The organism is Enterococcus sp. DIV0755f (assembly GCF_051713725.1).
In the GTDB taxonomy this organism is placed as follows: Bacteria; Bacillota; Bacilli; order Lactobacillales; family Enterococcaceae; genus Enterococcus_D; species Enterococcus_D casseliflavus.
Map to the genome: position 1 here is coordinate 1451599 of NZ_JBIOQL010000001.1, position 26533 is coordinate 1478131.

A 26533-nucleotide genomic window follows, 5' to 3' on the forward strand; every position below is an offset into this window, starting at 1 on the left:
AAGATGAGTAAACTAACTGTGCAAGAGATGATTTTGACCCTGCAAAAATTCTGGTCTGAAAACGGCTGTATGCTGATGCAGGCCTATGATACAGAAAAAGGGGCTGGGACCATGAGCCCATACACATTTTTACGTGCAATCGGTCCAGAACCATGGAACGCCGCTTACGTAGAACCTTCTCGCCGTCCAGCTGATGGCCGCTACGGGGAAAACCCAAATCGTTTGTATCAGCACCACCAGTTCCAAGTCGTGATGAAGCCTTCTCCTGAAAATATCCAAGAGCTTTATTTAGAAAGCCTGCGTCTTTTAGGGATCGATCCATTAGAACATGATATTCGTTTTGTCGAAGATAACTGGGAAAATCCTTCGATGGGTTGTGCAGGTCTTGGTTGGGAAGTGTGGTTAGACGGGATGGAGATCACTCAGTTTACTTACTTCCAACAAGTCGGCGGCTTAGCATGTAAGCCAGTGACATCAGAGATCACTTACGGCTTAGAACGTCTAGCATCTTATATTCAAGAAGTTGAAAGTGTCTACGATCTTGAATGGTCTGCAGGTGTCAAATATGGTGAGATTTTCCGCCAACCTGAGTATGAACATTCAAAATATTCCTTTGAAGTCAGTGACCAAGACTTGCTTTTAGGGAACTTCGATCGTTTTGAAAAAGAAGCAAAACGCTGTATCGATGAACGCTTAGTTCATCCAGCTTACGACTATATCTTAAAATGCAGCCATACCTTCAATTTGTTGGATGCACGTGGCGCAGTCTCCGTCACTGAACGTGCTGGGTACCTCGCACGTATCCGTAACATGGCACGTCAAGTAGCAAAACTATTTGTAGCAGAACGGGAAAACCTCGGTTATCCATTGCTTGATCCAGAAGTGGCGCAAAAACTGATTGAGGAGGGAAAATAAGATGGCACAAAACCTATTATTAGAAATCGGCTTAGAGGAATTACCTGCGCATGTCGTAACCCCAAGTATGAAACAATTACAAGAAAAAACGGCAGCTTTCTTAGATGCTCATGCGTTGCCTTATACAACGATCGAAGCCTATTCCACACCTCGCCGCTTGGCTGTCTATGTCACCGGTATTCCTGAAAAACAAGCGGATACGCAAGAAGAGGTCAAAGGACCAGCGAAAAAAATCGCGTTAGATGAAGCAGGCAATTGGTCGAAAGCAGCTCAAGGGTTTGTTCGTGGACAAGGATTGACAACCGATGACATCACCTTCCGTGAATTAAAAGGTGTTGAGTATGTCTATGTAACAAAACATACCCAAGGTCAACCAACCGTTGAGGTATTGAAAGGATTGCAGGAAGTAATCACGAGTTTGACGTTCCCAGTAACGATGCACTGGGCAGACTACGATTTTGAATATATCCGACCAATTCATTGGATCGTAGCACTCTTTGGTGAGCAAGTCATTCCTTTCCAAATCCTTGATATTGTTACCGGTCGCGAGTCAAAAGGTCATCGTTTCTTAGGTGAGGCGGTCACGTTTGATCATGCGGACGACTATTTGGAAAAAATGAAGCATCAATTTGTCATCGCTGATCCAAGCGAACGTCAACAAATGATCACCGCACAAATCAATGCGATCGCTCAAGAAAACAACTGGCGGATCGATTTAGATGAAGACTTACTAGAAGAAGTGACAAATCTAGTTGAATACCCAACAGCCTTTGTAGGGGACTTTGAAGAAAAATATCTTTCTGTCCCTGAAGAAGTATTAGTTACTTCTATGAAAGAACATCAACGTTACTTCGATGTCCGCACCCTTGACGGAGAATTGCTGCCGCACTTCATCTCTGCCCGCAACGGGGATGCTGTGAAGATCGATAATGTCATCAAAGGAAACCAAAAAGTCCTGACCGCTCGTCTAGAAGATGCTGAGTTTTTCTACAATGAAGACAAAAAGCTGACCATTGACCATTGCGTAGAAAAACTTAAGCAAGTCACCTTCCACGAAAAAATCGGCAGCTTATATGAAAAAATGCAACGTGTCGGACTAGCAGCGCAAATCATCGGGAAGACCGTTGGTTTAACACAAGAAGAACTGACCGACCTTCAACGGGCAGCTCAAATCTATAAATTTGATTTAGTGACCAATATGGTAGGGGAATTCCCTGAGTTGCAAGGGATCATGGGGGAAAAATATGCCCTGATCCAAGGAGAGAAACCAGCAGTTGCCCAAGCGATTCGTGAACACTACATGCCGATCTCAGCAGAAGGCGAGCTGCCACAATCAAAAATCGGGGCTGTTTTAGCGATTGCGGATAAATTAGACAGCTTACTTGCTTTCTTCGCTGTTGATATGGTTCCAAGCGGTTCAAACGATCCTTATGCTTTACGCCGTCAAACCTACGGGATTATCCGCATCTTAGCTGAAAAGCGCTGGTACTTCCCATTTGCTCAGTTGCAAGAAGAAATTCGGGAAGCCATTAATGCTCAACCAGAAGTTTTTGGGATTCAACTTGCCGCTGGTCAAGAACAAGTGACCGATTTTGTGAAAGGTCGTCTGCGTCAATTCTTACTCAGCAAAAATACGCGTCATGATGTCATCGAAGCTGTCTTAGGCGCACGTCAAGCAGACATCAGTACGTTGTTTGAAACGGCTCAAATGTTAAGAGAACATCTGCAAGACAACGACTTCAAACCATCGATGGAAGCTTTGACACGGGTGATCAATTTAGCGAAAAAAGCCGAATTGGATCAAGCAGCAATTGATCCTGCCTTGTTTGAAAACGACTCTGAAACTGCCTTGTATGAAGCGGTCTTAACAGTAGAGGACAAGTTCCCACATCAAACGATGGAAGAAAACTACCAAAGCTTAGTGGCACTGCGCCCATTGATCGAAGCTTATTTTGATCAAACAATGGTCATGGTGGAAGATGAACAGATTCGCCGCAACCGTTTTGCCTTGTTGGATAAAATCGCGAAGATGAGTCTGGCAGTGGCTAGTTTAGATGCTTTGATTACGAAATAAAAGAAGCTTGCAGTTGCACGTTTCTAAATAAAAAAAGCTGGAACTGAAAGAATCAGTTCCAGCTTTTTTCTATGTTTCTCGATTTACTTGTGTTCAGTCCCAAGAAAACCGTCCTTTTCGTACAATGAAAGGACGGCTTTTGGTGTTAAATTTTATAGCCGATCCCCCAAACGGTTTTGATATAAGAGGACTTCTTGTGGGTATCGTGCATTTTTTCCCGAAGGTTTCGAACGTGGACCATGATGGTATTATTGGAAGACGTGTAATATTTTTCGCCCCAAACCTCTTGAAACATTTCCTCTGAGCTTACCACTTGGCCTTTTCGCTCCATCAATAATTTTAAAATGGAAAATTCGATCGGCGTCAGGGAAAGTTCTTCTTCTTGCAAGAAACATTTTCGCTTATTGACATCTAATTCCAACTCCCTCACGATCAATTTGTTTTGATCTGAGCCGTTGTATTGAGTCGAGCGGCGTATCTGAGCTTTCACCCGAGCGATCACTTCCAACGGACGAAAGGGCTTGGTGATGTAATCATCGGCACCAATTGTCAAACCAGTGATCTTATCGATCTCCTCGGATTTAGCTGTCAACATAATAATTGGGTAATGATGCTTTTTGCGGATGATTTTACACAGGTCAAAGCCAGTGATATCTGGTAGCATGACATCAAGAATCGCCAAAGAAAAGCTGTTTTGCTCGATCTGTACCTGAGCTTCATGCCCATCTGCACAAATGATGACAGAAAAATTTTCGTTTCGTAAATAAAAGGCAATCAAATCTGAAATTTCTTTTTCATCTTCAACTAAAAGTATCTTTTCCACTCGTATTGACCTTCCTTTTCAGTTAACTGACTTTCTAGTTTTTTCGTGTTGGTTTGTCGCTAAAGGCAATGTGACGATCATTTGAATTTCATTGTTCTTGCTAGCAGCTCGGATCGTTCCCTGATGCGCCAAAATAATTTCTTTGGCGATCGCCAATCCGAGACCTGCTCCACCTGTCTTGGTTGAACGAGCTTGATCCAGACGATAAAATTTTTCAAATAATGCCTCTAATTGTTCTTGTTCGATCGGCTCACTTTGATTCGCTAGGATAAAAGTTGCTGCTTGTTCGTCCACGGTTAGCTGCATTGTGATCGTGGTTTGATCAGGCGCATAGGCAATGGCATTTTTTAACAGATTGTTTAACACTCGCGCCAACTGTTCACTATCGGCTTTTAATTTCAAGCTCTCTGGTCCAGAGTAGCAGATGGTTTGTTCTTTTTCTTTTAGCAGCGGATAGAATTCTTCTTGGATTTGCTTCAGTAAGAAGACGAAATCAAGTTCCCGTTGATACAATTGGATGTCTTGCAGATTAAAACGGGTGATGTCGAAAAATTCATTCATCAGCGTTTCCAAACGCTCAGACTTTTCTAAAGCAATCGTCAAGGATTGCGTCATTTGTTCATTGGTCAAGTTTTTCGTATCCAACAATAGATTGAGATAGCCGATCACTGAAGCTAAGGGAGTCTTTAAGTCATGCGCCAAATAGGTGATCAAGTCCTTAGTGCGCTGTGTTTCTTCCTTTAAAAGAGCCTCATTGCGGTTCATCGAATCTTTTATTTTTAATAATTCGTGATCGATCGCTAGGCTGCCCGTCGAACTTGCTTCCGATTGAGAGAAAAAGAGCTGAATTCCTTCGGCGATCCTTGCAATTTTTTTCCTTGAAACATAACGATAGATAAAATAGCAAATCAAGATAACGGCAAAAACGAGAAAGAGGGAGAAAGCCAAGAACAATTGTTTAACAGGGCGCCAGTCGACAAATGTACCAAGGATCATCCCGCCTTCGCCATCACTTGATTCCACAACTTCCTGTAAAACGAGGTTTGAAAAAAAATTATCCAGCACCATTTGAATGAGTCTCGTTTCCTTTAATAGCCATAAGGCTCCTACCAATAAGAAGAAGCCAACCAGAAAAAAGACAAATGAAGAATATTTACTACGCATGAAACAGTCCTTTCTAACTCGTTCTTGATTCTTTCTTGATTATAGCAAAGAGGAGTAAGAGCGAATAGCTAATTCTTCTTAATAATTCTTCATATTAATAAAAAAAGAATAGAAAAATTCTATTTTCTTAAGAAATCTTCAGCGGATATTAAGAGAAACGTTCAAAACGGAAATTGATTCAATGGTTAAATAAAGGTGGTCATTCGATTAACCAATCAGGAAGGTGAGATGTTTGAGAAAGCATATGAACAAATCAAAAAAGAGTTTCATGATCATCAGTAGTTTACTGATCATCGGCAGTTTAGGCTGGACGAGTGCCTGGGGGATTGCTCGTCGTGAAGAACCTTCCATCACTCAAATAACTTTGCAAGATCTGCAACCGAGAGCAGATTTTTACTTAGTAGGAGTCGTTGAACCAGCAAGAACGGTTGAAGTCAAGGTGGATAGCTCAAAAGGATCAGTTGTTGAGAAAAAAGTAGAGGCAGGGGATCAAGTCAAAGCAGGGCAAGCTCTTTTTGTTTACTCTAACCCTGAGGGGGCTTTGGCCATTAAAGAAGCAGAACAGGCGACGGCAAATCGCTCGAGAGCTGTGGAACAAGCAAGACGGCAAACGAATCAAAAATGGGAACAATACAATAAGGTCACGAATCAGCTGGAGGAGACGAAACAAAAAATTGCCAGTGCGGAAGAAGAGGACAAAGAAGGGCTGGAAGATCGTAAAACCGATTTGGAAATGCAGCAAAGTCAATTACTGCTAGAAGCGCAAAACTTGGAAAGCAGCATTGGCGATGCCGAATTAGAGCTGGAACGGGCAGAATTAGAACTACGTTCAGTCAAAGAGCAACATGGCTCAGACGTCGTGGAAGCCGAAATTGATGGAATCGTTAAAGACGTGGACGAGCGACAAATGAATCGAAGCGCAAGTGAAGCAACTCCAGAGAATCCTTTTATGACGATCGTTGATACCAGTCGGCTCTTTTTAAAAGGGACTGTGGATGAATTTCGCCGCAATCAACTTGAGCCTGGTCAAAAGGTTGAACTTAGAGACCGTAATGGCGGCAGTCAGCGATGGACTGGAAAGATCACCCGAGTTGGGGATATGAAAGAGCCTTCGGTAGTGGTTGAAGAACAAGGCGCAAACCCCAATTTGTCGCAATTTAGTTTTGAGGTCGTTTTGGATGAAAGTGAAGAGCCACCTAGTATTGGCATCCATTGTTTTGTAGAACGCATTGAGGAAGAGCAAACCGCGATCAAGCTGCCCAAATCTTTCGTGTTTTATGAAGAAGATAGGCCCTTCATCTACGTCGTTGAGGACCATAAAATCAGTAAACTATCCGTGGAAATCATGGAAGATGAAACGGATGAAGCCATGTATCTGTTAGAAAGTGAACTGGATATGCAAGTGGTGCTCGTCTTCCCAACAGTTCGGATCCAAGAAGGAATGGATGTGAAACCAAATGATCCAACTGATTGATGTCTGCAAAACGTTCCCACAGGGCACTAGCGAAATTCACGTTTTGAAAAAAATCAACTTAACAATCAATGCTGGCGAGTTTGTTTCCATCATGGGCCGATCAGGATCAGGCAAGTCGACCTTGATGAATATTATTGGCTGTTTAGACACGCCAACAACGGGCAGCTATCTACTTGATGGTAAAAATACCAGTCAAATGAGTGAAGATGAACTGTCCGAGATCCGCAATCAAAAAATCGGCTTCGTGTTTCAAAATTTTGAACTGTTGCCCAAACTATCCGTTTTACAAAATGCTGCCTTACCGCTCTTGTATGCTGGTGTCAATCAGGAAGAACGAACGACTCGAGCAATTCACGCCTTAGAAAGTGTCGGATTGAGGGATCGGATCGATTTTAGGATCAATCAGTTGTCAGGGGGGCAAAAACAACGAGTAGCGATCGCTCGGGCATTAGCAGGAGAAGCAAATGTGATTTTAGCGGATGAGCCGACGGGTTCTTTAGATACCGCTAATAGTCATGAGATCATGGCGCTATTTACTAAGCTGAACCATCTAGGAAAAACAGTGGTTTTGATTACACACGAACAAGAAGTCGCGGACTATGCAAAGCGGCAAATCGTCATTAAAGATGGTGAAGTTGTTGAGGAGGGCACAAGATGACCGAAAATATTCGCTTAGCCATTCACGCAATCTACCAGCATCGTTTGCGTTCCTTGTTGACGATGCTAGGAATCATTGTCGGGATTGCCTCGATCATTTCCATTGTGAGTATCATCAACGGAAATACTGAGAACATGAAAAAGCAGCTGATTGGTGGTGATACTAACTCGATGCGGATTGAATATGACGCCAGAAGTGCTTTTTTAGCGGGCGAAAGCGGCAGAAATGATCGTTTGCCTGATTATGCCCCGCAACTATCAGAAGGAGAGCTGCAAAAGTTGCTGACCATTGATCACGCCAAGAACGTTAGCTTGTTCTATGAAGCTAATCTGACAGTTTTCCATAGAGACCAGCAAACCGATACGACAGTGCTAGGCATGGATGGCGGGTTCTTTGAAATTTTGCCCATACGATCCTTGCTGGCAGAGCAATGACTGAAACCGAATTGCAGACACAAAAGCAAGTTGCGGTGATTACGAAAGATTTGGCGGAAATTTTTTTCTCCTATCGTGATCCTATCAATCAACTGATCGAAATCAATGGGACGCCCTTTCGCATCGTTGGCGTAGCTGTTTCTGACACGGAGCAACTGTCAGGAAAATATGTCTTCATCCCTCGAGGCAGCCAAAGTTTCGTCGAAGGAAAGCTCAACCAAAGGCCAACAGTGCTGTTTCAGGCGACGAATGCGGACGTCTTAGAATCAGCAGTCGTTCAAGCCAGCCATGAATTGACCAAGAGTATTCCGCCTTCAGATTTTGTTTTTTCCATCCGCAACTATGATGAAGTGCAGAAAATGACCGATGATATCAATCGATCGAATATGATTTTGCTGGGGGGAATTGCTAGCATTTCCTTACTCGTCGGTGGGATCGGTGTAATGAATACGATGCTGGTCAGTGTGACAGAGCGTACCAGAGAGATCGGTTTGAAGAAAGCATTGGGTGCCAAACGTAAAGTGATTTTGCAGCAATTTTTGACAGAAGCAATCGTTTTATCGGTGATCGGCGGGCTGATTGGCATCTTCGTCGGTCTGTTGATCAGTCTGATCGCCTTGCGTCTGTTAGAGTATCCGATGACGATCTCATTGTTATCCATTTTGATCAGTGTGTCATTTTCAATGCTGATCGGTACTATTTTTGGTTACTTACCCGCTTATAAAGCGTCGAAATTAAAACCGATCGAAGCATTACGCTATGAATAAAAGGAAGGTGTTTTTTATGATAAAAAAACAAACAGCAATTATCTTGTTTGTGGCATTACTTAGTGGTTGTGGTGTTGCTGCGAATGACCCACAGACAAACAACGACAACGTACCGATCAACAACCAAATAAATACGCCGCAAACGCAAACAAGTCAAAGTGGAGACGAGACCCAAAATAATCACGATCAAACCGATCAGACAAAAGCGCAACAAGTGACTCAGACTGATGCAGAGCGAGCGAATGAGGAATTGGCACAAGCAGATGAAACGGGCATTCTTGTATCTATGGATGGGGATCATTTTGAACTAGAGATAACCAATTTTTCTACAAGAACTGAAGGGGATGAGGAAATCGATATCGCAATATCTTCAGAAGAAAAACTCAAATTTACGATTACTAGCGAGACTGAGATAAAAGTAATTCTATATGATGCACAATCGCATAATTCTCGAATCGTGGAGGGGTCACGTGCGGATCTGCAGCTTGAACGATCGGTAAGTCTTTATGGGCAGCGAGTAGGGGACACCTTTATTGCCACGAAAGTCCCCGTCTTACAAATCAATTAATCGTTATGCTTAAAAGACAACGAAAACAATATTGGCCTGACAAATCACAAGATGATTTGTCAGGCCAATGATTATTTGCGAGTCAATTTTACCACTACTTCGCAGCGGGCGGTTTGTGGAAACATATCTACTGATTGCAGATATTCTACGTGAAACACTTTGGCTAATTGGACCAAGTCTCTTGCTAAAGTAGAAACATTACAAGATATATAGACCATCTTCTTCGGTGGTTGTTTCAGCAAAGCTTGCAATAATCGTTCATCCAAGCCTGTCCTTGGCGGATCAACAATGATGATATCAGGTTTGAAGCCTTCATTGAACCATTTTGGTAAGAGCTCCTCAGCAGTTCCCGTTTCATAATGGGTATTTTGGGCACCAATGCGGCGTGCATTTTCTTGGGCATTTTCAATTGCTTGAGGAATAATGTCCATGCCGCGGACTTCTTTGGCATAAGGAGCCACGCTCAACCCAATCGTTCCCACACCGCAATAGGCATCAACGACTGTTTCATTTTTGCTCAAGTCAAGGGCTTTTAACCCTTCTTGATACAAGATGCTGGTTTGCTGTGGATTCAGCTGGAAGAATGCGCGGGCGGACAAGTCGAAGGTCAGTTCATTCAACCGTTCTTCGATCGCTTCTTTGCCCCAAAGATGAATCGTTTCCTCTCCCATGACGACGGACGTTTTTTTGTTTTGCACATTTTGCATGATGGAAACGACTTGCGGCAAGCGCTGATTGATCTCGCGAATCAGCGCATTTTTTTGCGGCAGTTTGACAGAGTTGGTAATAAACACGACTTGAACTTCGCCAGTCGCGATCCCGATACGAACCATCAATGTCCTTAGAATCCCGCTGTTTTTGCGTTCATCGTAAATCGGGATCTGGTATTTATTCAACAATTGGACGATGCCGTTGATCACTTTTTGCGTATCTTGTTCTTGTACGAGGCAATCATCAATGGCGACTAAGCGATGAGACTCCATTTCGTATAAACCCGCTTCGATTCGTTTGGTTTGACTGTTGTAACGCAATTGAAATTGTGCTTTGTTGCGGTAATGCCAAGGAACATCCATGCCTAAAGTATCCCTTAGTTCAAACTGTTGGTAGCCTTTTGGCTTAAATTTTTCAAGTGCTTGTTTCAATAGGTCTTTTTTGAAGTCTAATTGTTTGTCGTAGACTAAGTGCTGCAATTGGCAGCCGCCGCACCGGTCGTAAAACTTGCAGGGTGGTTGGATGCGATCGCTGCTTGGCTTGATGATTTTGGTCATCTTGGCTTCAGCAAAGCGGGGAGATGCTTTGGTGACTTCGGCAATGACCTGTTCCCCCGGCAGAACACGGGGAACAAAGATGATCAACTTTTTGTAATACCCGATGCCTTCTCCGTTGATCCCCAAGCGTTTGATCGTTAGTTGTAGTTTTTGTCCAAGCTGGACTTGTGTATTTGCCATGTGAACTCCTTAAAAAAAATAGTCAGTTCATTTTACCACATTTTTTCAGCTTGATTAGAAGGAATTTCATCGTAGTTGTGGTAAAATAGAATGTACGTTCGCGAGGTGAAGAAGATGAATACAATTATTCGTATCAATAAAGGAAAAGGACCATTTTATGAAGTGGCGACATCAGAAGGTGAAACGCTGCGGGTCTCAGAAGATCTTTTGGTCCGTTTTCGGCTATTAAAAGGCAAGGAACTGAGTGAAGAAGAATTAAAAGAAATCAAAAAAAGTGCGGGGTTTGATTTAGGATTGCAGCAAGCCATGAACTATATCAGCTATCAGCTGCGTTCTGAAATGGAAGTCCGTACCTATTTGAAAGACAAAGAAATCGAAAAACAAGACCGAGACTTAGTCGTTGAACGTCTGAAAGAGTTGAATTTGATCGATGACAAAAACTACGGAGAAAGCTACATTCGCACCCAAGTCCGCATGAGTGATAAAGGACCCGTGGTCATCAGTCAGCAATTGAGAAAAAAAGGATTAAAAGATTCCGTGATTCAGGAAGTATTGCCTTTGTATACCGAGGAAATGCAGTTTGAAGTCGGTTATCATACGGCTGAAAAAGCGATGCGTCGTTTTCACAACAAAAGCCATAAAGAAATGATCCAAAAGATAAAAATGCATTTGATGCAAAAAGGTTTTCATCAAGGAGTCATTCAGATGATTTTGGATGAATTACCGATGGAAAAAGATGAGGACCAAGAAAATGAAGCGCTCCAAAGAGAAGGTGCCCGACTTATGCGGCGGCATCAGCGGTTACCGTTGATGAAACGAAAAATGAAAATCAAGCAAGGCCTTTATCAAAAAGGGTTTGCCATCGATGATATACAACGATTCTTAGATGAGGAAGTAGTGGATGAGTAAGCAATGGGAAACTTGGGATGAAGAAAAAATCAAGACGTTCCAAGAAACATTTTTAACTTGGTATCATAAAGAAAAACGCAATCTGCCTTGGCGGGCGACCAACGATCCGTATGCAATCTGGATCTCAGAGATCATGCTTCAACAAACACGAGTGGAAACAGTGATTGGCTATTTCTATCGTTTTATGGAACAATTCCCGACGATCCAAGACTTGGCGGCAGCCGAAGAACAAAAGCTTTTAAAGGTTTGGGAAGGTTTAGGTTATTACTCTCGTGCCCGTAACCTTAAGGCTGCCGCCAAGCAAATCGTTGCCGAATTCGACGGAGAAATGCCCCAATCAATTGAAGAGATTCGCTCATTAAAAGGAATTGGTCCCTACACAGCTGGAGCCATTGGCAGTATTGCTTTTGGCTTGCCAGAACCGGCAATCGATGGAAATGTGATGCGGGTCGTCAGTCGGTTATTTTGTATCGAAGCAGATATTGCGAAAGCCAGCAGCCGAAGACCATTCGACGAGGCGATGAGAACGATCATTTCCCCCGATGAACCTGGTGAGTTTAATCAAGCCTTGATGGATCTTGGCTCACGAATCTGTACACCCACCACACCGAAATGTGAAGAGTGTCCCATCAGTCAGTATTGTCTTGCTTATGCGGAGAATCGACAAACAGACTTTCCAGTGAAATCGAAAAAAGCAAAGCCAAAAGATGTCTATTACATCGCAGGCGCCATCGAAGATCAAGGCTCGTTTTTACTCGTGCAGCGACCTGAAACAGGCTTATTGGCTTCTATGTGGCATTTTCCTTTGGTAGAAGTGACGAAAGAACAGTACGAGGCTCTGCAGCGAACATGGGCAAAAGAGGAGCAGCTGCAGTTGGATTTGATTGCCGAAGATGATGCGCTCGAAATTTTTCCTGATCTGCCTGTCGTTTGGCAAAAACGACATTTTGGCGAGATCACTCATATCTTTAGTCATTTGAAATGGCACGTCCTTTTATTTTACGGCAGAAAACGTGGAGAGCTCACATTACAAGACAGCGAATGGGCAGCAAAAGAATCCTTTCAAAACTATGTTTTCCCAAAACCCCAGCAGAAATTGGTGGATCAATTGAAGAAATATCAGAAACTCGATAAAGATTTCTAGGCAAAGCTTTCTTTTATTGCTATAATATTAACGATGTCGGTGTAATGAACACCCAAACAAAACGCAAGTTTTCTTGCTGAGGGAAGGGTTGCTATGCGAGTTCCAAAAGAAGGAGAGTTTGTCAGCATTCAAAGCTACAAACATGACGGCAATTTGCATCGAACGTGGCGGGATACGATGGTCTTAAAGACCAGTGAATTCTCAGTGATAGGGGTCAACGATCATACATTAGTGACCGAATCAGATGGAAGACGCTGGGTTACCCGTGAACCAGCAATTGTATATTTTCATAAAAAATACTGGTTTAATGTTATTGCAATGATTCGAGAAAAGGGGGTTTCCTATTATTGTAATCTTGCTTCACCGTATTTACTTGATGAAGAGGCATTGAAATATATCGATTATGACCTTGATATCAAAGTATTTCCTGATGGCGAGAAACGTTTACTAGATGTGGATGAGTATGAATTGCACAGTAAGATTATGCAATATCCGCAAGACATTGATTTTATCTTGAAAGAAAATGTCAAAATTTTAGTAGATTGGATCAATAATGGCAAAGGACCCTTTTCGCAAGGGTATGTGGACATTTGGTATGATCGCTACAAGCAGTTGTCTCAAAAATAAGTGAAATGGGTCGGATCGCTCATTTTTCCCGAGAAACTTCAACCATTTCGGTTGAAGTTTTTTTGTGCTGTGAGAGGGTTGCTTCTAGCAGTTGCCTTTAAGTTCTGTTTAAGCTGCTAGTCCCATGATAGAAAGACCAAGAAAAAAGTGGGGGAAGCAAATGAAGAAAAAAGGGAAGCTTGTTATCGGTACTACCATGATTCTACTTTTTGCGGCAGGTTTTGCTGTGTTGAGAAATGATCATTTTGTTCAAGAAGAGACCCAAAAAAGCACGGCTCAAACCGAGTCGGACGCTCAAGCAGAAGAGGTCGCACAAACGGCAAGCATGGTCCAAATTTACGTGGATCCCTCAGAATACGATGCAGCGATTGAAAGTGAGAACGATTATGTATCGATTTATCAGACAACAAGTCAAGAAACCGTCATCGGGAAGATCCACCGTGGAAGTTGGGCAACCGTACTTAGTCAAACAGAAGAGATGGTTGAAATCCAAACTGACGATGGAATAACGGGTTACATTGAAAAGCATTCTGCATCCATCCAAGAAGTTCCACTTTCGGAGACTCCAAAAAAATTGTCAGACTTTAAAGTCGTTCTTGATGCGGGGCACGGCGGCGAAGATTCTGGGGCACTGTCAACGGATCAAACGATCATGGAAAAAGATTTGACGTTAGCCACCGTCCAAACCATCGGCGAAGTACTGACCCAAGCGGGAATTCAAGTCAGTTATACACGCACCGGAGATCGCTATTTAGCGCTGTCTGAAATTACTGCAGCTTCACTCTCGGAGGAACCAGATCTATTTATCAGCATTCATTTCGACAATTCAGAGCTACCAAACAGCAATCAAGGACTGACAACTTACTATTACTATACTGGGGCAAAAGAGATGGCAGAAACGATCACTTCCAGTTTGAGTAGTTCAGTGGCATTGAGTTCCAACGGCACTCGTTTTGGTAACTATTATGTTTTACGAGAGCAACATATTCCAGCAGTTTTGTTGGAGTTAGGTTATTTGAACAGTGACACTGATTTAGCGGTGATTACAAGTGAAGGCTATGATCAAAGGGTGGCGCAAGCGTTGCTGACAGCGATTGAAGAGATCGTTGAAGCAGAGGAATAAAAAACAGCGACCCCAAAACAGAGGAAGGATCTGTTTTGGGGTCGCTGTTTTAAGTAATCACTGCTCGTTAAAAGGTTTTGCTCATTTTGATATGGGGCATATCCGCGTCTAAAAAAACATCGCCTTCAGGCTGATAGCCTAACTTCAAGTAAAATTCTTTGGCAGTTAACTGTGCCCCTAACGTGACTTTTTTGATTCCTTGTTTTTGAATGAAAGCTTCCGCTCCCTCGATCAACTGCCTGCCGTAGCCTGAACCTCGATGAGCAGCTGGCACCGCCATTCGCTGTAATTTCACCTCATGATCAGAGGTCGGTAAAAAACGTAAGGTTGCGACTGCTTCATTGTCATCGTCATATAAGACGAAATGAACAGCCAATGCCTCATTTTCATCTACTTCTAATGCTAATGGAACCCCTTGCTCTTTCACGAACACTTGATTTCGTATTTTCAATGACGCCAAATAGATCTCACTTAGCGTATCTTTTGTTTGTGCGATATGCATAAAAAAACTCACCTCAGCTATGATTTCTCCGTTATTTTTATTAGTATACCACTTTTTTTACAAATTTCTTTTTTTTGCGGCTAAAGTCGCAAGCTTTTTTTTACAAAATCAACTATAATGTTATAAAAAAGGGAGGGAATCTTTTGTTCGACAAATTCAAACAATCAAAACTGTTCTTTTGGTCATTGGAAGCATTGGTTTTAGTGACACTCGTGTTTGTGTTAAGTAAAGTCAATTTTCTATTTGCACCGATCGGCACGTTTTTTTCTACTTTATTTGCACCAGTATTGATTGCTGGCTTTCTGTATTATCTGCTAAATCCAATCGTCCTATTTTTGATGAAAACGACAAAAATAAAACGACTGTTTGCTGTCATATTGGTTCTATTGTTATTAGTAGCAGCAATCATCTTGATTTTCGTCAGCGTTATTCCTAATCTGGTGAGTCAGATTACTTCATTGGCGGAAAATATTCCAACATTTGCCAAAAATATGGAAAGCTGGATCTCAAGAATCGCAGATGATCCATTTTTCAAACAAATCGATATCGCGCAGCAGTTAGAAAACCTAAATCTTTCTTATGGTTCTTTGCTGCAGCAGTTTCTTAGTGGGTTATCCACTAGCTTAGGATCGATCGTCAGTACGATTGCTTCCGCGACGATGATCATCGTTACAGTCCCATTCATCCTTTTCTATATGTTGAAGGATGGAGAAAAGCTAGTTCCTAATCTGAAAACAGTCTTTCCAGAAAGAAGACGAGATCAGATTGTTGGGTTGCTAGGTGATTTAAACAAGACACTATCCAATTACATTAGTGGGCAAGCGATCGAATGTATTTTTGTCGCTACCTTCACGTTTATTGGGTACTGGATGATCGGCGTCAACTATGCCTTTCTTTTTGGGGTGATCGCAGGGGTCACAAACTTGATTCCTTATTTAGGTCCGTATCTTGGCTTGATTCCAGCAGTCTTAGTAACGGTCTTTGATGAACCGTTCCGCGCATTGCTGTGCTGTGTCGTGGTACTAGTCGTCCAACAATTAGATGGAAATGTTATCTACCCGAATGTGATCGGAAAATCATTAGCGATCCATCCATTAACGATCATCTTGGTTTTATTGGTCGCTGGAAATCTGGCAGGTTTGCTGGGAATTTTCTTAGGAGTACCGTTTTACGCAATTTGTCGGACGATCGTGGTCTTTATTGTTCGTCTGATCAAAGATGACAAAATCAAGAAAAATCAAGAACGGTTGATCGAGTAATCAATGACTGGTGTTTTTTATTGCAAAGAAAAAAACTTTGTGATAGGATTTTATCGTGGGCTAAGCCCACGATTTTTTTTAGAATATGAAAAAATAAGGAGAGAATGCTATTATGAATGCTGACCCCGAGAGTCAGTCGCTTCTAGCGCAAATTTTATTATTGATCGTTTTGACATTGATCAACGCTTTTCTAGCGGCCTCTGAGATCGCAGTCGTCTCAGTCAACAAAAACCGTGTGGAGCAAAAAGCGGAAGAAGGAAATGTCAAATCACAAAAATTATTGAAAATCATTGATAATCCAACAAATTTCTTGTCAACGATCCAAGTTGGGATTACCTTGGTGAATATCTTATCTGGGGCATCTCTGGCAGATACCTTGTCGACCCGTCTGGCACCTTTATTAGGTGGAGGAACGGCGGCTAAAAGCTTAGCGAACATTATCGTTTTAGCGATCTTGACCTATGTGTCGATCGTTTTCGGTGAGTTGTATCCAAAACGTATCGCCATGAACAAATCAGAAGAAGTTGCCCAGTTCACTTCTGGTGTGATTCGAACGATCGGGATTATTGCAAAGCCCTTCGTCTGGTTCTTATCTGCTTCAACAAGCTTATTGGCGCGGATCACTCCAATGGAATTTGACGATGAAGACACAAAGATGACCCGTGATGAAATGCGGTATATGTTGGAAACAGAAGGGGTCTTTGAAGAAGATGAATTAGAGATGCTGCAAGGGATCTTTTCATTAGATACGAAAGTCGCCCGTGAAGTCATGGTTCCTCGAACTTCTGCCTTTATGGTGGATATCAATGACTCAGTAGAAGAAATTTTGACTGAAATTTTAGCAGAAAATTATTCTCGTATTCCTGTATATAATGAAGATAAAGACAAAGTCGTTGGGATTTTGCATACCAAAAATCTTTTGAAATGTGCCTACAAATACGGCTTTGAAACAATGGACATCAAGCAGATCTTGCAAGAACCACTGTTTGTTCCAGAAACAGTCTTTATCGATGATTTGCTTTATGAATTAAAGAAAACCCAAAACCAAATGGCGATCTTGCTTGATGAATACGGCGGAGTCGTTGGGTTAGTTACATTAGAAGACTTGCTTGAAGAAATCGTCGGTGAGATCGATGATGAATCCGATGAGGTCGAAGAGCTTTATGAAAAAATCTCTGATAAAGAATACGTGATCCAAGGTCGGATGCTGATCGATGATTTCAATGAAGCTTTCAATATGAGCTTGCATATGAGCGACGTCGATACGATGGCAGGCTACCTGATCACTGCTTTAGGAATGATTCCAGATGAAGGAGAAAAACTTTCCTTTGAAGTCGATAACGTGAAATTGATTTCTGAAGAAATGGAAGGATCACGTGTCTTGAAGATCCGTGTAATCTTCCATGATCCAGAAGAAGGCGAAGTGGAACCAGAAGAAGAACGCCGCTATTTCCGCAAAGATTTTGAGGAAGATGAGCCTCGCCGTTAAAGTTCCGCATGAATGAAATGAGAAAGACCAAGGCAACTGCTTTGGTCTTTTTTGTTCCTTTTTTTTACTTATTCCCCTTGATTTGTTTGTAAGAAACGGTTACGATAAATCTAATCAATAATACAGTTTAAAAACAGATAAAAAAACATGTGTATCTTATCGTTAAGCAGTTTGATTGCAATTTTCCGTAAGAAAAGCGAGAATATCCATAGAAATCTAATAAGAACGAGGGGCTTGAAATGAAATTTTACCGTATGCTTAGTGAGGATATCCGTTACAATTTGGCAACTGAAGAGTATTTAATGAATAACGTAGATGTTTCAGAACCTTGTCTTCTGTTATACATACAAAAACCATGTGTTATAATCGGCAGAAATCAAAATGCGTATCAAGAGATTGATTTTGACTATTTAAGGAGTCGCAATATCGTGTTGACTCGCAGGACATCTGGCGGTGGAGCAGTTTATGACGATCTAGGCAACATGAGCTTTAGTTTTGTCACCAAAAAAGATGCCACGAGTTTTGGTGACTACCAAAGTGCAACACAACCGATCATGAAAGGCTTAGCGGCAATGGGAGCCAAGGAGGTAGAAGTGCATGGCCGCAATGATCTGTTCATTGATGGGAAAAAGTTTTCTGGCAATGCGATGTATACAAAAAAAGGTCGAACGTATTCTCATGGCACATTGATGTATGATGTGGATCTAGAAGAATTAACAAAAGTCCTACACGTTGCCCAAGAAAAAATTGCCTCTAAAGCAACGAAATCCGTACGGAAAAGTGTGACGAATATTAAACCGTATTTGGCAGAACAATACCAATCAATGGATACCAAGGCATTTCGAGACACACTCCTTTGCCGAATCTATGAAGTAGAATCGATTGATGAAATCAGTGAGCAAGAGATCGTCTTGACGGATGCGGATCGCCAAGCAATCCAAACGTTGTTTGAAGAACGTTACGCGAACAATGAGTGGATTTTTAATGAAGCGCCTGCTTTTGAATGGCAAAAAAGAAAGCGGTTTGCGCAGGTTGGGATCGTTGAAGTCGATTTTACTGTCAACAAAGGCAAGATTGCAGCGATTCAAATTACCGGTGATTTTTTTGGACAAAAAGAGATCAGTGAACTTGAAGCGATGCTGCAAGGTATTGATTTTGAACAAAACACCATCAGCCGCTTGCTAAAGGATATTGCCATCGAGCAATTTATCCATCAGATGACTAACGCTGAATTTCTTGCGTTGCTGTTTGATTAGGAGGAAAAAAGATGCTAGAAGCCATCAACATCACAAAGCGTTACGATCGAAACGTCCTAGATGGTCTCTCTTTTGCTGTTCAGCCGGGGGAAATCGTTGGGGTCGTCGGCAAAAGCGGCTCGGGGAAATCAACGTTGCTTCGGCTTTTGAACTTAATTGAGACACCTGACAGTGGGGAGCTGCTCTTTGACGGGAAACGAATCGATCCCTTAAACAAAAAGCAACTGCTACATGCGCAGCAGGAAATCGGCATGATTTTTCAAAATTACAATCTGCTACACAATCGAACCGTTTTTGAAAATGTCTATTTGCCCTTGAAGTTAATGGGGAAATCATCGGAGAAGGTGTTGGAGATGCTTTCATTTGTTGGGATGGAAGACAAAGCTGACAGTTATCCAGCCAAGTTGAGCGGTGGGGAGAAACAACGAGTAGCTATCGCACGGGCGTTGATCCGTGAGCCGAAAATCTTGCTGTGTGACGAACCCACTAGTGCGCTGGATGAAGATACGAAAGCCGATGTACTTGCTTTACTGCAAAAAGTTCAACAGACGTTTCAGCCAGCAGTCATTTTCGTTAGTCATGAGCTAACCGCAGTCAGACATATTTGTCAACGTGTGTTTGTATTGGAAGATGCCGTCTTTGCGGCGGAATTTGTCAATCATCCGCAGCCAATTGTCCGCAAAGAAAGCTCTTATGTGGACAAAGTGGAGAGGAGTTTGCTGCATGACGATCAGTGAGAGTATTTTGTATTATCTGCCTGAATTACTTCAGTCTTTGAAAGAAACAGCGATCATGATGGGGATTTCGATGCTCGCAGCCATTGTCTTAGGACTACCGCTAGGTGTCTGGCTCTTCCTTAGCCGCAGTCGTGGAAAAAAAATCTCATTTCTTTATGAGGGTTTGAATCTCGTTGTGACGATCATCCGCTCGTTTCCGTTTCTATTATTTGTCGTAGCCTTGATCCCACTGACGCGAATGCTTTTAGGCAGCTCATTTGGACCGATTCCCGCCAGTTTCCCTTTGAGTATCGTTGCTATGAGTATTTTTGCTCGCTTGACGGAGCAAGTACTGCTGGATGTCCCAGAAGAAGTTTCTTATTTGGCGAAATCCCTTGGCGTCAGTCAATGGCAATACGTTTGGTCGTTTTTACTAGTGGAAGCTAGAAGCGGCTTGATTTTATCTTTAACGACGACAGCAGTCAGCATGGTTTCTTATTCAACAGTGATGGGGATCGTTGGCGGCGGCGGTATCGGCGATTTTGCGATCCGCTATGGCTATCAACGCTACGAATATGGCGTCATGTATTTTGCAATTATCATCATGATTCTTTTGGTCTTTATCCTGCAAGGGATTGGCAATCAAGCAGCAAGAAAACTTGATAAACGAAAATAGGAGGAATGAATGTGAAAAAAAGATTTGTTTTAGGATTGAGTGTATTGGCATTAGGTGTATTGGGGGCTTGCGGTACGAGTTCGGATGAGGCGAGCGAAGAGAAAATCATCAAGGTCGCTTCGCAAACGACACCAATGACCGATGTCGTAAAGGTTGCAGCTGAAGCAGTGGAAGATGGCTGGGAAATCCAATTGGTCCAAGTCAATGACAATATCCAGTACAATGAGCTGCTGAATAATGACGAGGTCGATGCCAACTTTGCGCAACATGAACCATATATGCAAATGTATAATGAAGAAAAAGATGCAAACCTAGTGGCGTTAGATAAAATCTACAACGCAAAAGTCGGTTTTTATTCCAAAGAGTATACGGATATCAATGATATTCCAGAAGGAACGAAAGTCGCATTGCCGAATGATGTGTCCAATGAAGGTCGAGCGTTAGCGATTTTAGCAGAAGAAGGATTGATCACTCTTAAAGAAGGCGTTGGTGTCAATGGAACACTTAAAGACGTTACCGAAAATCCCAAAAACTTTGAATGGTTATCTGTTGATTTACTGAATCTTGCGGAAGCCTATGATGAACCGAATGTATCCTTGGTATACAACTACCCAACCTATATCGCGAAAATCGGTTTGAAACCAGCCGATGCCCTTTTCTTAGAAAAAACGATCGATGATCGCTTTGCTATCTCATTGGTTGCTCGAGAAGACAATCAAGATTCTGAAAAAATCGCCGTTTTGCGCCGTGCCATGACTAGCGATAAGGTTCGCGAATTTTTAGAAAACGACCATAGCGATACCTTATTGCCAGCATTTTAATTTCTTTCCATCAAATGGAAAGAACGCCCTTTGCCTAACTCTGTAAAAGAGAATAGTCAAAGGGATTTCTTGTCTTTTTTTGCTTTTTTATCACCCTTATCCATGATATACTGATTTGGTCAGAAAACTAGCGACAGTCTAAAATGGACACTGTTCGCATTGTAAATACAAGAAATGGAGCAATAAAATCAATGGATAATCCAAAATTAAAACAACAAGTAGATAGTCGCCGTACCTTTGCGATTATTTCCCACCCGGATGCGGGGAAAACAACCATTACAGAACAATTATTATTATTCGGTGGCGCGATTCGCCAAGCTGGTACGGTCAAAGGGAAAAAGACTGGGAATTTCGCAAAGTCCGACTGGATGGAAATTGAAAAACAACGGGGGATCTCCGTGACCAGTTCTGTTATGCAGTTTGATTACCAAGGCAAACGGGTCAATATTTTAGATACCCCTGGGCATGAGGACTTTTCTGAAGATACCTACCGTACCTTGATGGCGGTGGATAGTGCGGTCATGGTGATCGATAGCGCAAAAGGGATCGAAGCGCAAACGAAAAAACTCTTCCAGGTCGTTAAAAAACGCGGTATTCCGATCTTTACCTTTATCAATAAACTCGACCGTGATGGCCGCGAACCATTAGAATTATTAGAAGAACTAGAAGATCTTTTAGAGATCGAATCATTTCCAATGAATTGGCCGATCGGCATGGGGAAAGGCTTGGAAGGACTGTATGATATCCATAACCAACGGGTCGAATTTTACCGTCCAGACAATCACGGTGGGGAACGTTTAGTTGCCCTAGATGAAAATGGACAATTTCCTGCAGATCATCCATTTGCCGAAGATGGGCTGTTCCAACAAGTTTTAGAAGAAGTAGAATTACTGCAAGAAGCTGGCGATGCCTTTGATACAGAAAAAATCGCACGAGGCGATCAAACACCCGTGTTCTTTGGTTCCGCCCTTACGAATTTCGGCGTGCAGACCTTTTTGGAAACCTTCTTGTCCTTTGCACCAGCGCCTTACGGTCACAAAACTTTGGCTGGTGATGAAGTCAGTCCTTATGAACCAGAAATGTCCGGGTTTGTGTTCAAGATCCAAGCAAATATGAACCCTGCCCATCGTGACCGGATCGCCTTTGTCCGTATTTGTTCAGGAACCTTTGAACGAGGCATGGACGTGACACTTGAGCGTACTGGCAAAAAAATGAAACTCAGCAATGTGACACAATTTATGGCAGATACCCGAGAAAATATTGAAGAAGCAGTCGCTGGAGATATTATCGGGGTTTATGATACGGGAAATTACCAAATTGGCGATACGATCTATGAAGGAAAACTAAAAGTTGCTTACGAAGAGTTGCCATCGTTTACTCCGGAACTCTTTATGAAAGTCACTGCAAAAAATGTGATGAAGCAAAAATCTTTCCACAAAGGAATCTATCAGTTGGTCCAAGAAGGGGCTATCCAGTTGTACAAGACGTATCTGAGTGATGAGTATATCATCGGTGCTGTCGGGCAACTGCAATTTGAAGTTTTCCAATATCGCATGATGAATGAGTACAATGCCGAAGTCATTATGACCCCAATGGGCCACAAGATCGCTCGTTGGATCGATCCGAAAGACTTGGATGAGCGTATGAGCTCCAGTCGTAACATTTTAGCGAAAGACCGTTTCGACCAGCCATTGTTCTTGTTTGAGAACCAATTTGCGATGCGCTGGTTCGCAGATAAGTACCCAGACGTCGAATTGAAGAGTTTGATGTAAGAGTCGTTTCCCGCGAGACTGTCTAGGTATGCGCAACATTGTACGTAAGGCTGATCTTTTTTAATTGAACGATCGTAGAAAGTCCTTTCTTATCCAAATGGATAAGAAGGGGCTTTTTTTGCTGAAAACGTGCTTTTGATACAGAAGGAAGGTTGCATGATTGGGGGCAATCGTCCAATGATCAGACAATTATCCTAATTTATAACCATTCTTTTAAAAGAAGATAAAATGAGTCGGAAAAAGAGCGTAGTATTAAAGGTGACCACAAGGAAATGCATTTGAAATGAATAGAAAAATATCATAGGCACATTTGATGATTCAGGAAATTTTCTCCTTGTTTGAAAGTAGAGGAAAAGCAGAGCATAGATTGCCAGTGATAGAGGTCGTTTAATCATTTGATCGAGGACATGTTCTTTTTGTCAGATGCTACTAGTTCTTTATCTGAGCATGAATCGGTGATTGCCCTTGAAACTTCATTTAAAGCTCTTCTACAGATGGTTTAAGTTTTCAGTTGGTGAATCATGGCTTCGCGACTCAAAAAATGAATTAGTCTTATTGCTAGTCTACTAGTTATCTATCTATCGATTTTGCTAAAGCAAATGATTATTTATTAAATAAAAGTGTTTTCTGAAAGCAGAAAGGGGACCATGTAGTGCTAAAAAGTTTGTTATTCATATTTTCGGCGATATTTTTCTTTCCAACAGTAGAGGCTATGGCTGATGACGTTTCCGAAACGTTGATTTTTGAATTGAACACGATTGACTTTAAGGACGAACACTATTATTTGTTGAAAACCACACAAGATCTTCAGCTGACTGTCGATAGCAACGGCAGTGAAGGTGCTTTTGACGTAACGATCACGGCTGTCGGAGAAGGATTTTCAGCAGAACTAAACAGCGTGAACGGTTCGGAAGAGATGATCATTCAGATTGAGGATACTGATGAAGCATCAATGATTCTTAATGTAGCTGCAACATTGAACATAAAGGAATATCTTGATGCCAACTCTGAGTACTACCTATCAGTCACATTTACAGCAATTGATGATTCAGAGACCTTTACGAAAGAGATAAAAATGAATCAGACGGATGAGGAAAAAGAAGAGATTCCAGACGAAAACTTGACAGATGAAGACCAAGACGATGAAAAGCAAGAAGACAATGGCATTGAAGATGAATCTGAACGCCCAGAGGAAGAAGACTTATTAGAGAATGATTCATTCAGCCAAGAAGAATCGCTTGAGGATATCAATGATGATACTGTCCATGAGGATCGTTTAGAGGAAGAGTGCCAGTACGAGATAGCGACAATTTTTACAAAAGAAGTGATTTTTGATAAAAGATATGTTTAAAACTAGTGTAGAAAAAACCGCTTAGCTGAATAGGAGCGGTTTTTTTGCACATCTTTTTCTAATACTAGGTGAAAAGTGCTTTTGCTGGAACAAGTTTGTGACTAATTGGTGGTACTAAAAAAAGGAGCTTTGAAGCGACCTCCAAAAGTTAGTCCTAAAAGCTAACTTTTGGGGTCACAACACTAGCCCTCTCTTTTTCTTTTTGATTTAAAAATATAGATGACTGCAGCTGCCAACGCTGCAACGAGAACAAAGATGATCCAGATAAGGATTTGATTATTTGTCTGAACATCGGCAGTGTTCGTTGGACGGTTCTCTTTTTTGAAGTTATCCAAGTCTTCTTTCTCATAAGAAAAAGTAGTCGTGATCGCTTTTCTAGTTGTTTCTATAGTTAAACGGTATTCGCCTTCAATAAGTTCACTATCGTCTATTAAAGGGATCTGCATTCTTGATTTGGTTAACGGCGTTAAAAGAACGGAATCTGCTAACTCCCCAGAGGCAATCATTTCTCCATTTGGATTTATTAGTTCGTAAAGAGCATTGTTCAAGTTGCCTAAAATAGGATTATAGTTGAGTGCGTAAAATTGTAGGTTTGCCGTATCTTGAAGCGCAACAAAGGAGAAGTCTTCATAAACGACATCTTTGATCGCTTCCACTTCACTAAAAAGTAAGTTGATAAAAATAAGTGACTCATACACAGATTTGATACCAACTGAATCTTCTGCTGTTTCAAGACCCATGATCTGACTAAAATTGATTGCCCCCATCACGGTTCCTTCACGTGCAGGCTCCTCTGGAAGAGTGATTGTAACGGTCACAAGAACGGATTCATTTGGGAGAATCTCGATTTGATCATCGTCATCTAATGCTTCTGATTCGATCAATGCATAATTGGAAAAGTTATACTTATCATCTAGCAGTAAAGTCAAGTCATCGCTATAGATGATAGCCGATTCTCGTGAGAGAGCAGTAGAGGTGTAAGGCGTGACAACAATGGATGAGTCACCAGATCCAACATTTTCTAGAAAAATTTCAACAGTATACGCCGTCTCCTTTTCCGGAGAAATACTCAAGGTATTATCTGAAATTTTGTACTCCGTTTCTCTCAGAGTAAGTTTCAGTGAGTTCGTCGTCTCATCGGCATTTGCATTACGGATGTTTGTATTGCTGATCAGTGTTAGTAAGAGAAGCAACACAGAAATCCTTAGAAAAGAATTTCTGTGTTTGAATGTATGATTCATGATTTTTTCCTTCTGAAAATTATAGTGGTGGAGTTTCACCAGTATCAGGAGTACCGTCTTGTGCTGTTATTGTAATTACAGGTTTATCATCAGTTTCTTGTAACAAAGCAAATGTTCTATTAATGGTAAATGCTATTTCTGTTTCTGTTTCAGGTGTTGAATCAACTTCAATCGCTCTTGCTTCTAAAGAAGAAGGGTTACTTCCGATAATGCTTATGCCACTGTCATTAGGTGCCGTTACGGAAATATTAACTGTTTTAGGAGAACGAGTTAAGTTTTGTAATGTTCCTCCCACATTAGATACAGATCCTTCCACAATTCCAGTATTTCCCTCCAATAATGCTTCTGTAATTTGTATGGGATTTGATAGCTCCATTTCATTAAAAGTGAATGTTGCATCACCATCAATAACTTCAATTTCAATAGGTTCGGTAATTGTTGCTATAGTATTGGCAAACGCGTTGACTCCCCCAGCTAACAACAAAGATGCAATGAATGTAGTACCCAAAATAACTTTTTTCATAATAAAACCTCACTTTAATTTTTGCAGATGATTTACTGCTTAAATAAAGTATACAATGATGGTGTATTATGTTATTATCCGTTTTTTCGCTATTTTTAATGAAAAAGTAGAAAGTATTTTATTAATCTGATTTTTTTATAAAATAATTTAATAAAATATTCAAGTGGTCAAAACATGTTGATTATCAAGTCGACCGATCTTTCTGTCTACGAATTATCAATTCGGTAATAATGACTATGAAAGTAAATTTGTTGCAGGGTTATATTTTGGCTTTTATTTTAAGTCAAAGCCTTCTCAGAGTTGAAAGAATTGTCGTTCCAACTAGGATTGGACCTAAAAACGAAAAAAATGTTATTCGTAGTCTCTGAGAATTTGCTCTGAATCAGTTGCTGTCAGAGAAACCAGTTCTGAAAATTCATGTCTGATATTTCTATAGTGAACACCTGCAATTCAATAAAAACCAACTTTCTATCATTTTTAAGAAACTATTTTGGCAGTAGCTTTACGCGTATGAACAGTTGCGTAGGGTGGGGATTGAAAAGTATGATTCTATTTCTGCGTTCCTATTGGATAGGTATATCGAAGTTACTTATGAAAAAATATCAATTAACGTTTTCATTCAATTAGTAATCTGCACCTACAATTCTTCTAGCTTCAAGCGACAGAGACATCAAGGGGTACTCCTGTGTTAATAAACGTTCATGATTGTTTCATTATAAAGAAATCTCAAAAAAACTAACTGTGTGGGATGGCTATCTCATGAACCCTAGATTTTAATAGGAAGCATAATTTTTTAGGA

Annotated in this window: 24 protein-coding genes and 1 pseudogene; 19 read left to right on the forward strand and 6 right to left on the reverse strand. The window is 41.4% G+C overall.

The features are described from left to right. The first annotated feature begins 3 nt into the window (after positions 1–3). Together glyQ and glyS are read left to right on the forward strand one after the other, a co-directional pair. A complete protein-coding gene (gene glyQ, locus IGI73_RS06510; RefSeq protein WP_005225852.1) occupies positions 4–915 on the forward strand; it encodes a glycine--tRNA ligase subunit alpha in 912 nt (303 codons plus the stop codon). A gap of 1 nt (position 916) precedes the next feature. After that, positions 917–2989 (forward strand): glycine--tRNA ligase subunit beta, encoded by a 2073-nt coding sequence (gene glyS / locus IGI73_RS06515; RefSeq protein WP_015509543.1) that lies wholly within the window; start codon positions 917–919, stop codon positions 2987–2989. A 145-nt stretch (positions 2990–3134) separates the two neighbouring features. On the opposite strand, the gene IGI73_RS06520 is transcribed toward glyS, so the two are convergent. Next, positions 3135–3812, reverse strand: coding sequence for a response regulator transcription factor (locus IGI73_RS06520; RefSeq protein ID WP_428206332.1), 678 nt, complete (start codon positions 3810–3812; stop codon positions 3135–3137). Positions 3813–3830: 18 nt separating this feature from the next. Beyond that, positions 3831–4976 (reverse strand): sensor histidine kinase, encoded by a 1146-nt coding sequence (locus tag IGI73_RS06525; RefSeq protein WP_438759160.1) that lies wholly within the window; start codon positions 4974–4976, stop codon positions 3831–3833. A gap of 244 nt (positions 4977–5220) precedes the next feature. On the opposite strand from IGI73_RS06525, the gene IGI73_RS06530 reads away from it, so the two are divergent. From IGI73_RS06530 to IGI73_RS06550, 5 genes and pseudogenes are all read left to right on the forward strand, one after another. Further along, a complete protein-coding gene (locus IGI73_RS06530) occupies positions 5221–6450 on the forward strand; it encodes an efflux RND transporter periplasmic adaptor subunit (protein ID WP_428206330.1) in 1230 nt (409 codons plus the stop codon). After that, positions 6434–7108 (forward strand): ABC transporter ATP-binding protein, encoded by a 675-nt coding sequence (locus tag IGI73_RS06535; RefSeq protein WP_086292217.1) that lies wholly within the window; start codon positions 6434–6436, stop codon positions 7106–7108. The genes IGI73_RS06530 and IGI73_RS06535 overlap by 17 nt, the downstream gene beginning before the upstream one ends. A 62-nt stretch (positions 7109–7170) precedes the next feature. Next, a pseudogene (locus IGI73_RS06540) lies at positions 7171–7754 on the forward strand (ABC transporter permease); the annotation flags it as partial. A gap of 240 nt (positions 7755–7994) precedes the next feature. Further along, positions 7995–8309, forward strand: a complete 315-nt coding sequence (locus IGI73_RS06545; protein WP_438759286.1) for an ABC transporter permease — start codon at positions 7995–7997, stop codon at positions 8307–8309. A gap of 16 nt (positions 8310–8325) precedes the next feature. After that, on the forward strand, positions 8326–8877 hold the full coding sequence (locus IGI73_RS06550) for a hypothetical protein (protein ID WP_428206329.1): 552 nt from the start codon (positions 8326–8328) through the stop codon (positions 8875–8877). A gap of 71 nt (positions 8878–8948) precedes the next feature. Here the strand turns inward: IGI73_RS06550 and rlmD are convergent, their stop codons facing one another. Beyond that, positions 8949–10325: a 23S rRNA (uracil(1939)-C(5))-methyltransferase RlmD gene (gene rlmD / locus IGI73_RS06555; RefSeq protein WP_428206328.1), complete on the reverse strand. Its 1377-nt coding sequence runs from the start codon at positions 10323–10325 to the stop codon at positions 8949–8951. A 114-nt stretch (positions 10326–10439) separates the two neighbouring features. Between rlmD and recX the strand changes: the two genes are divergently transcribed. The 4 genes from recX to IGI73_RS06575 all read left to right on the forward strand — a co-directional run bounded on the left by recX (position 10440) and on the right by IGI73_RS06575 (position 14128). After that, positions 10440–11234, forward strand: coding sequence for a recombination regulator RecX (gene recX / locus IGI73_RS06560; protein ID WP_213357066.1), 795 nt, complete (start codon positions 10440–10442; stop codon positions 11232–11234). Next, positions 11227–12378, forward strand: coding sequence for an A/G-specific adenine glycosylase (mutY, locus tag IGI73_RS06565; RefSeq protein ID WP_428206326.1), 1152 nt, complete (start codon positions 11227–11229; stop codon positions 12376–12378). The genes recX and mutY overlap by 8 nt, the downstream gene beginning before the upstream one ends. 93 nt (positions 12379–12471) lie before the next feature. Further along, entirely contained in the window at positions 12472–13005 is a 534-nt protein-coding gene (gene ntdP / locus IGI73_RS06570) for a nucleoside tri-diphosphate phosphatase (protein ID WP_005225863.1), read from the forward strand. Between the two features lie 160 nt (positions 13006–13165). After that, positions 13166–14128 carry an N-acetylmuramoyl-L-alanine amidase gene (locus IGI73_RS06575; RefSeq protein ID WP_428206325.1) on the forward strand — a complete coding sequence of 321 codons (963 nt, stop codon included), beginning with the start codon at positions 13166–13168 and terminating at the stop codon, positions 14126–14128. A gap of 67 nt (positions 14129–14195) precedes the next feature. Here IGI73_RS06575 and IGI73_RS06580 read toward each other — a convergent pair whose 3' ends face one another. Continuing rightward, a complete protein-coding gene (locus IGI73_RS06580) occupies positions 14196–14630 on the reverse strand; it encodes a GNAT family N-acetyltransferase (RefSeq protein ID WP_428206324.1) in 435 nt (144 codons plus the stop codon). A 143-nt stretch (positions 14631–14773) separates the two neighbouring features. On the opposite strand from IGI73_RS06580, the gene IGI73_RS06585 reads away from it, so the two are divergent. The 8 genes from IGI73_RS06585 to IGI73_RS06620 all read left to right on the forward strand — a co-directional run bounded on the left by IGI73_RS06585 (position 14774) and on the right by IGI73_RS06620 (position 23970). Further along, positions 14774–15889, forward strand: coding sequence for an AI-2E family transporter (locus IGI73_RS06585; protein WP_010748066.1), 1116 nt, complete (start codon positions 14774–14776; stop codon positions 15887–15889). 112 nt (positions 15890–16001) lie between these two features. Continuing rightward, positions 16002–17378 (forward strand): hemolysin family protein, encoded by a 1377-nt coding sequence (locus tag IGI73_RS06590; RefSeq protein WP_005225867.1) that lies wholly within the window; start codon positions 16002–16004, stop codon positions 17376–17378. Between the two features lie 239 nt (positions 17379–17617). Beyond that, on the forward strand, positions 17618–18634 hold the full coding sequence (locus IGI73_RS06595; protein WP_087627375.1) for a lipoate--protein ligase: 1017 nt from the start codon (positions 17618–17620) through the stop codon (positions 18632–18634). A gap of 11 nt (positions 18635–18645) precedes the next feature. Next, complete coding sequence (locus IGI73_RS06600) at positions 18646–19371, forward strand: methionine ABC transporter ATP-binding protein (protein WP_428206323.1); 726 nt, start codon at positions 18646–18648, stop codon at positions 19369–19371. Continuing rightward, entirely contained in the window at positions 19358–20026 is a 669-nt protein-coding gene (locus IGI73_RS06605; RefSeq protein ID WP_010748069.1) for a methionine ABC transporter permease, read from the forward strand. The genes IGI73_RS06600 and IGI73_RS06605 overlap by 14 nt, the downstream gene beginning before the upstream one ends. A 5-nt stretch (positions 20027–20031) precedes the next feature. Next, positions 20032–20847, forward strand: coding sequence for a MetQ/NlpA family ABC transporter substrate-binding protein (locus IGI73_RS06610; RefSeq protein ID WP_438759165.1), 816 nt, complete (start codon positions 20032–20034; stop codon positions 20845–20847). Positions 20848–21038: 191 nt separating this feature from the next. Beyond that, entirely contained in the window at positions 21039–22619 is a 1581-nt protein-coding gene (locus IGI73_RS06615; RefSeq protein ID WP_005225872.1) for a peptide chain release factor 3, read from the forward strand. 652 nt (positions 22620–23271) lie between these two features. Then, positions 23272–23970 (forward strand): hypothetical protein, encoded by a 699-nt coding sequence (locus IGI73_RS06620; RefSeq protein WP_428206322.1) that lies wholly within the window; start codon positions 23272–23274, stop codon positions 23968–23970. A 182-nt stretch (positions 23971–24152) separates the two neighbouring features. On the opposite strand, the gene IGI73_RS06625 is transcribed toward IGI73_RS06620, so the two are convergent. Both IGI73_RS06625 and IGI73_RS06630 read right to left on the reverse strand, forming a co-directional pair. Further along, entirely contained in the window at positions 24153–25211 is a 1059-nt protein-coding gene (locus IGI73_RS06625; protein WP_428206321.1) for a hypothetical protein, read from the reverse strand. A gap of 19 nt (positions 25212–25230) precedes the next feature. After that, positions 25231–25734, reverse strand: coding sequence for a hypothetical protein (locus IGI73_RS06630; protein WP_428206320.1), 504 nt, complete (start codon positions 25732–25734; stop codon positions 25231–25233). Positions 25735–26533: the final 799 nt, after the last annotated feature.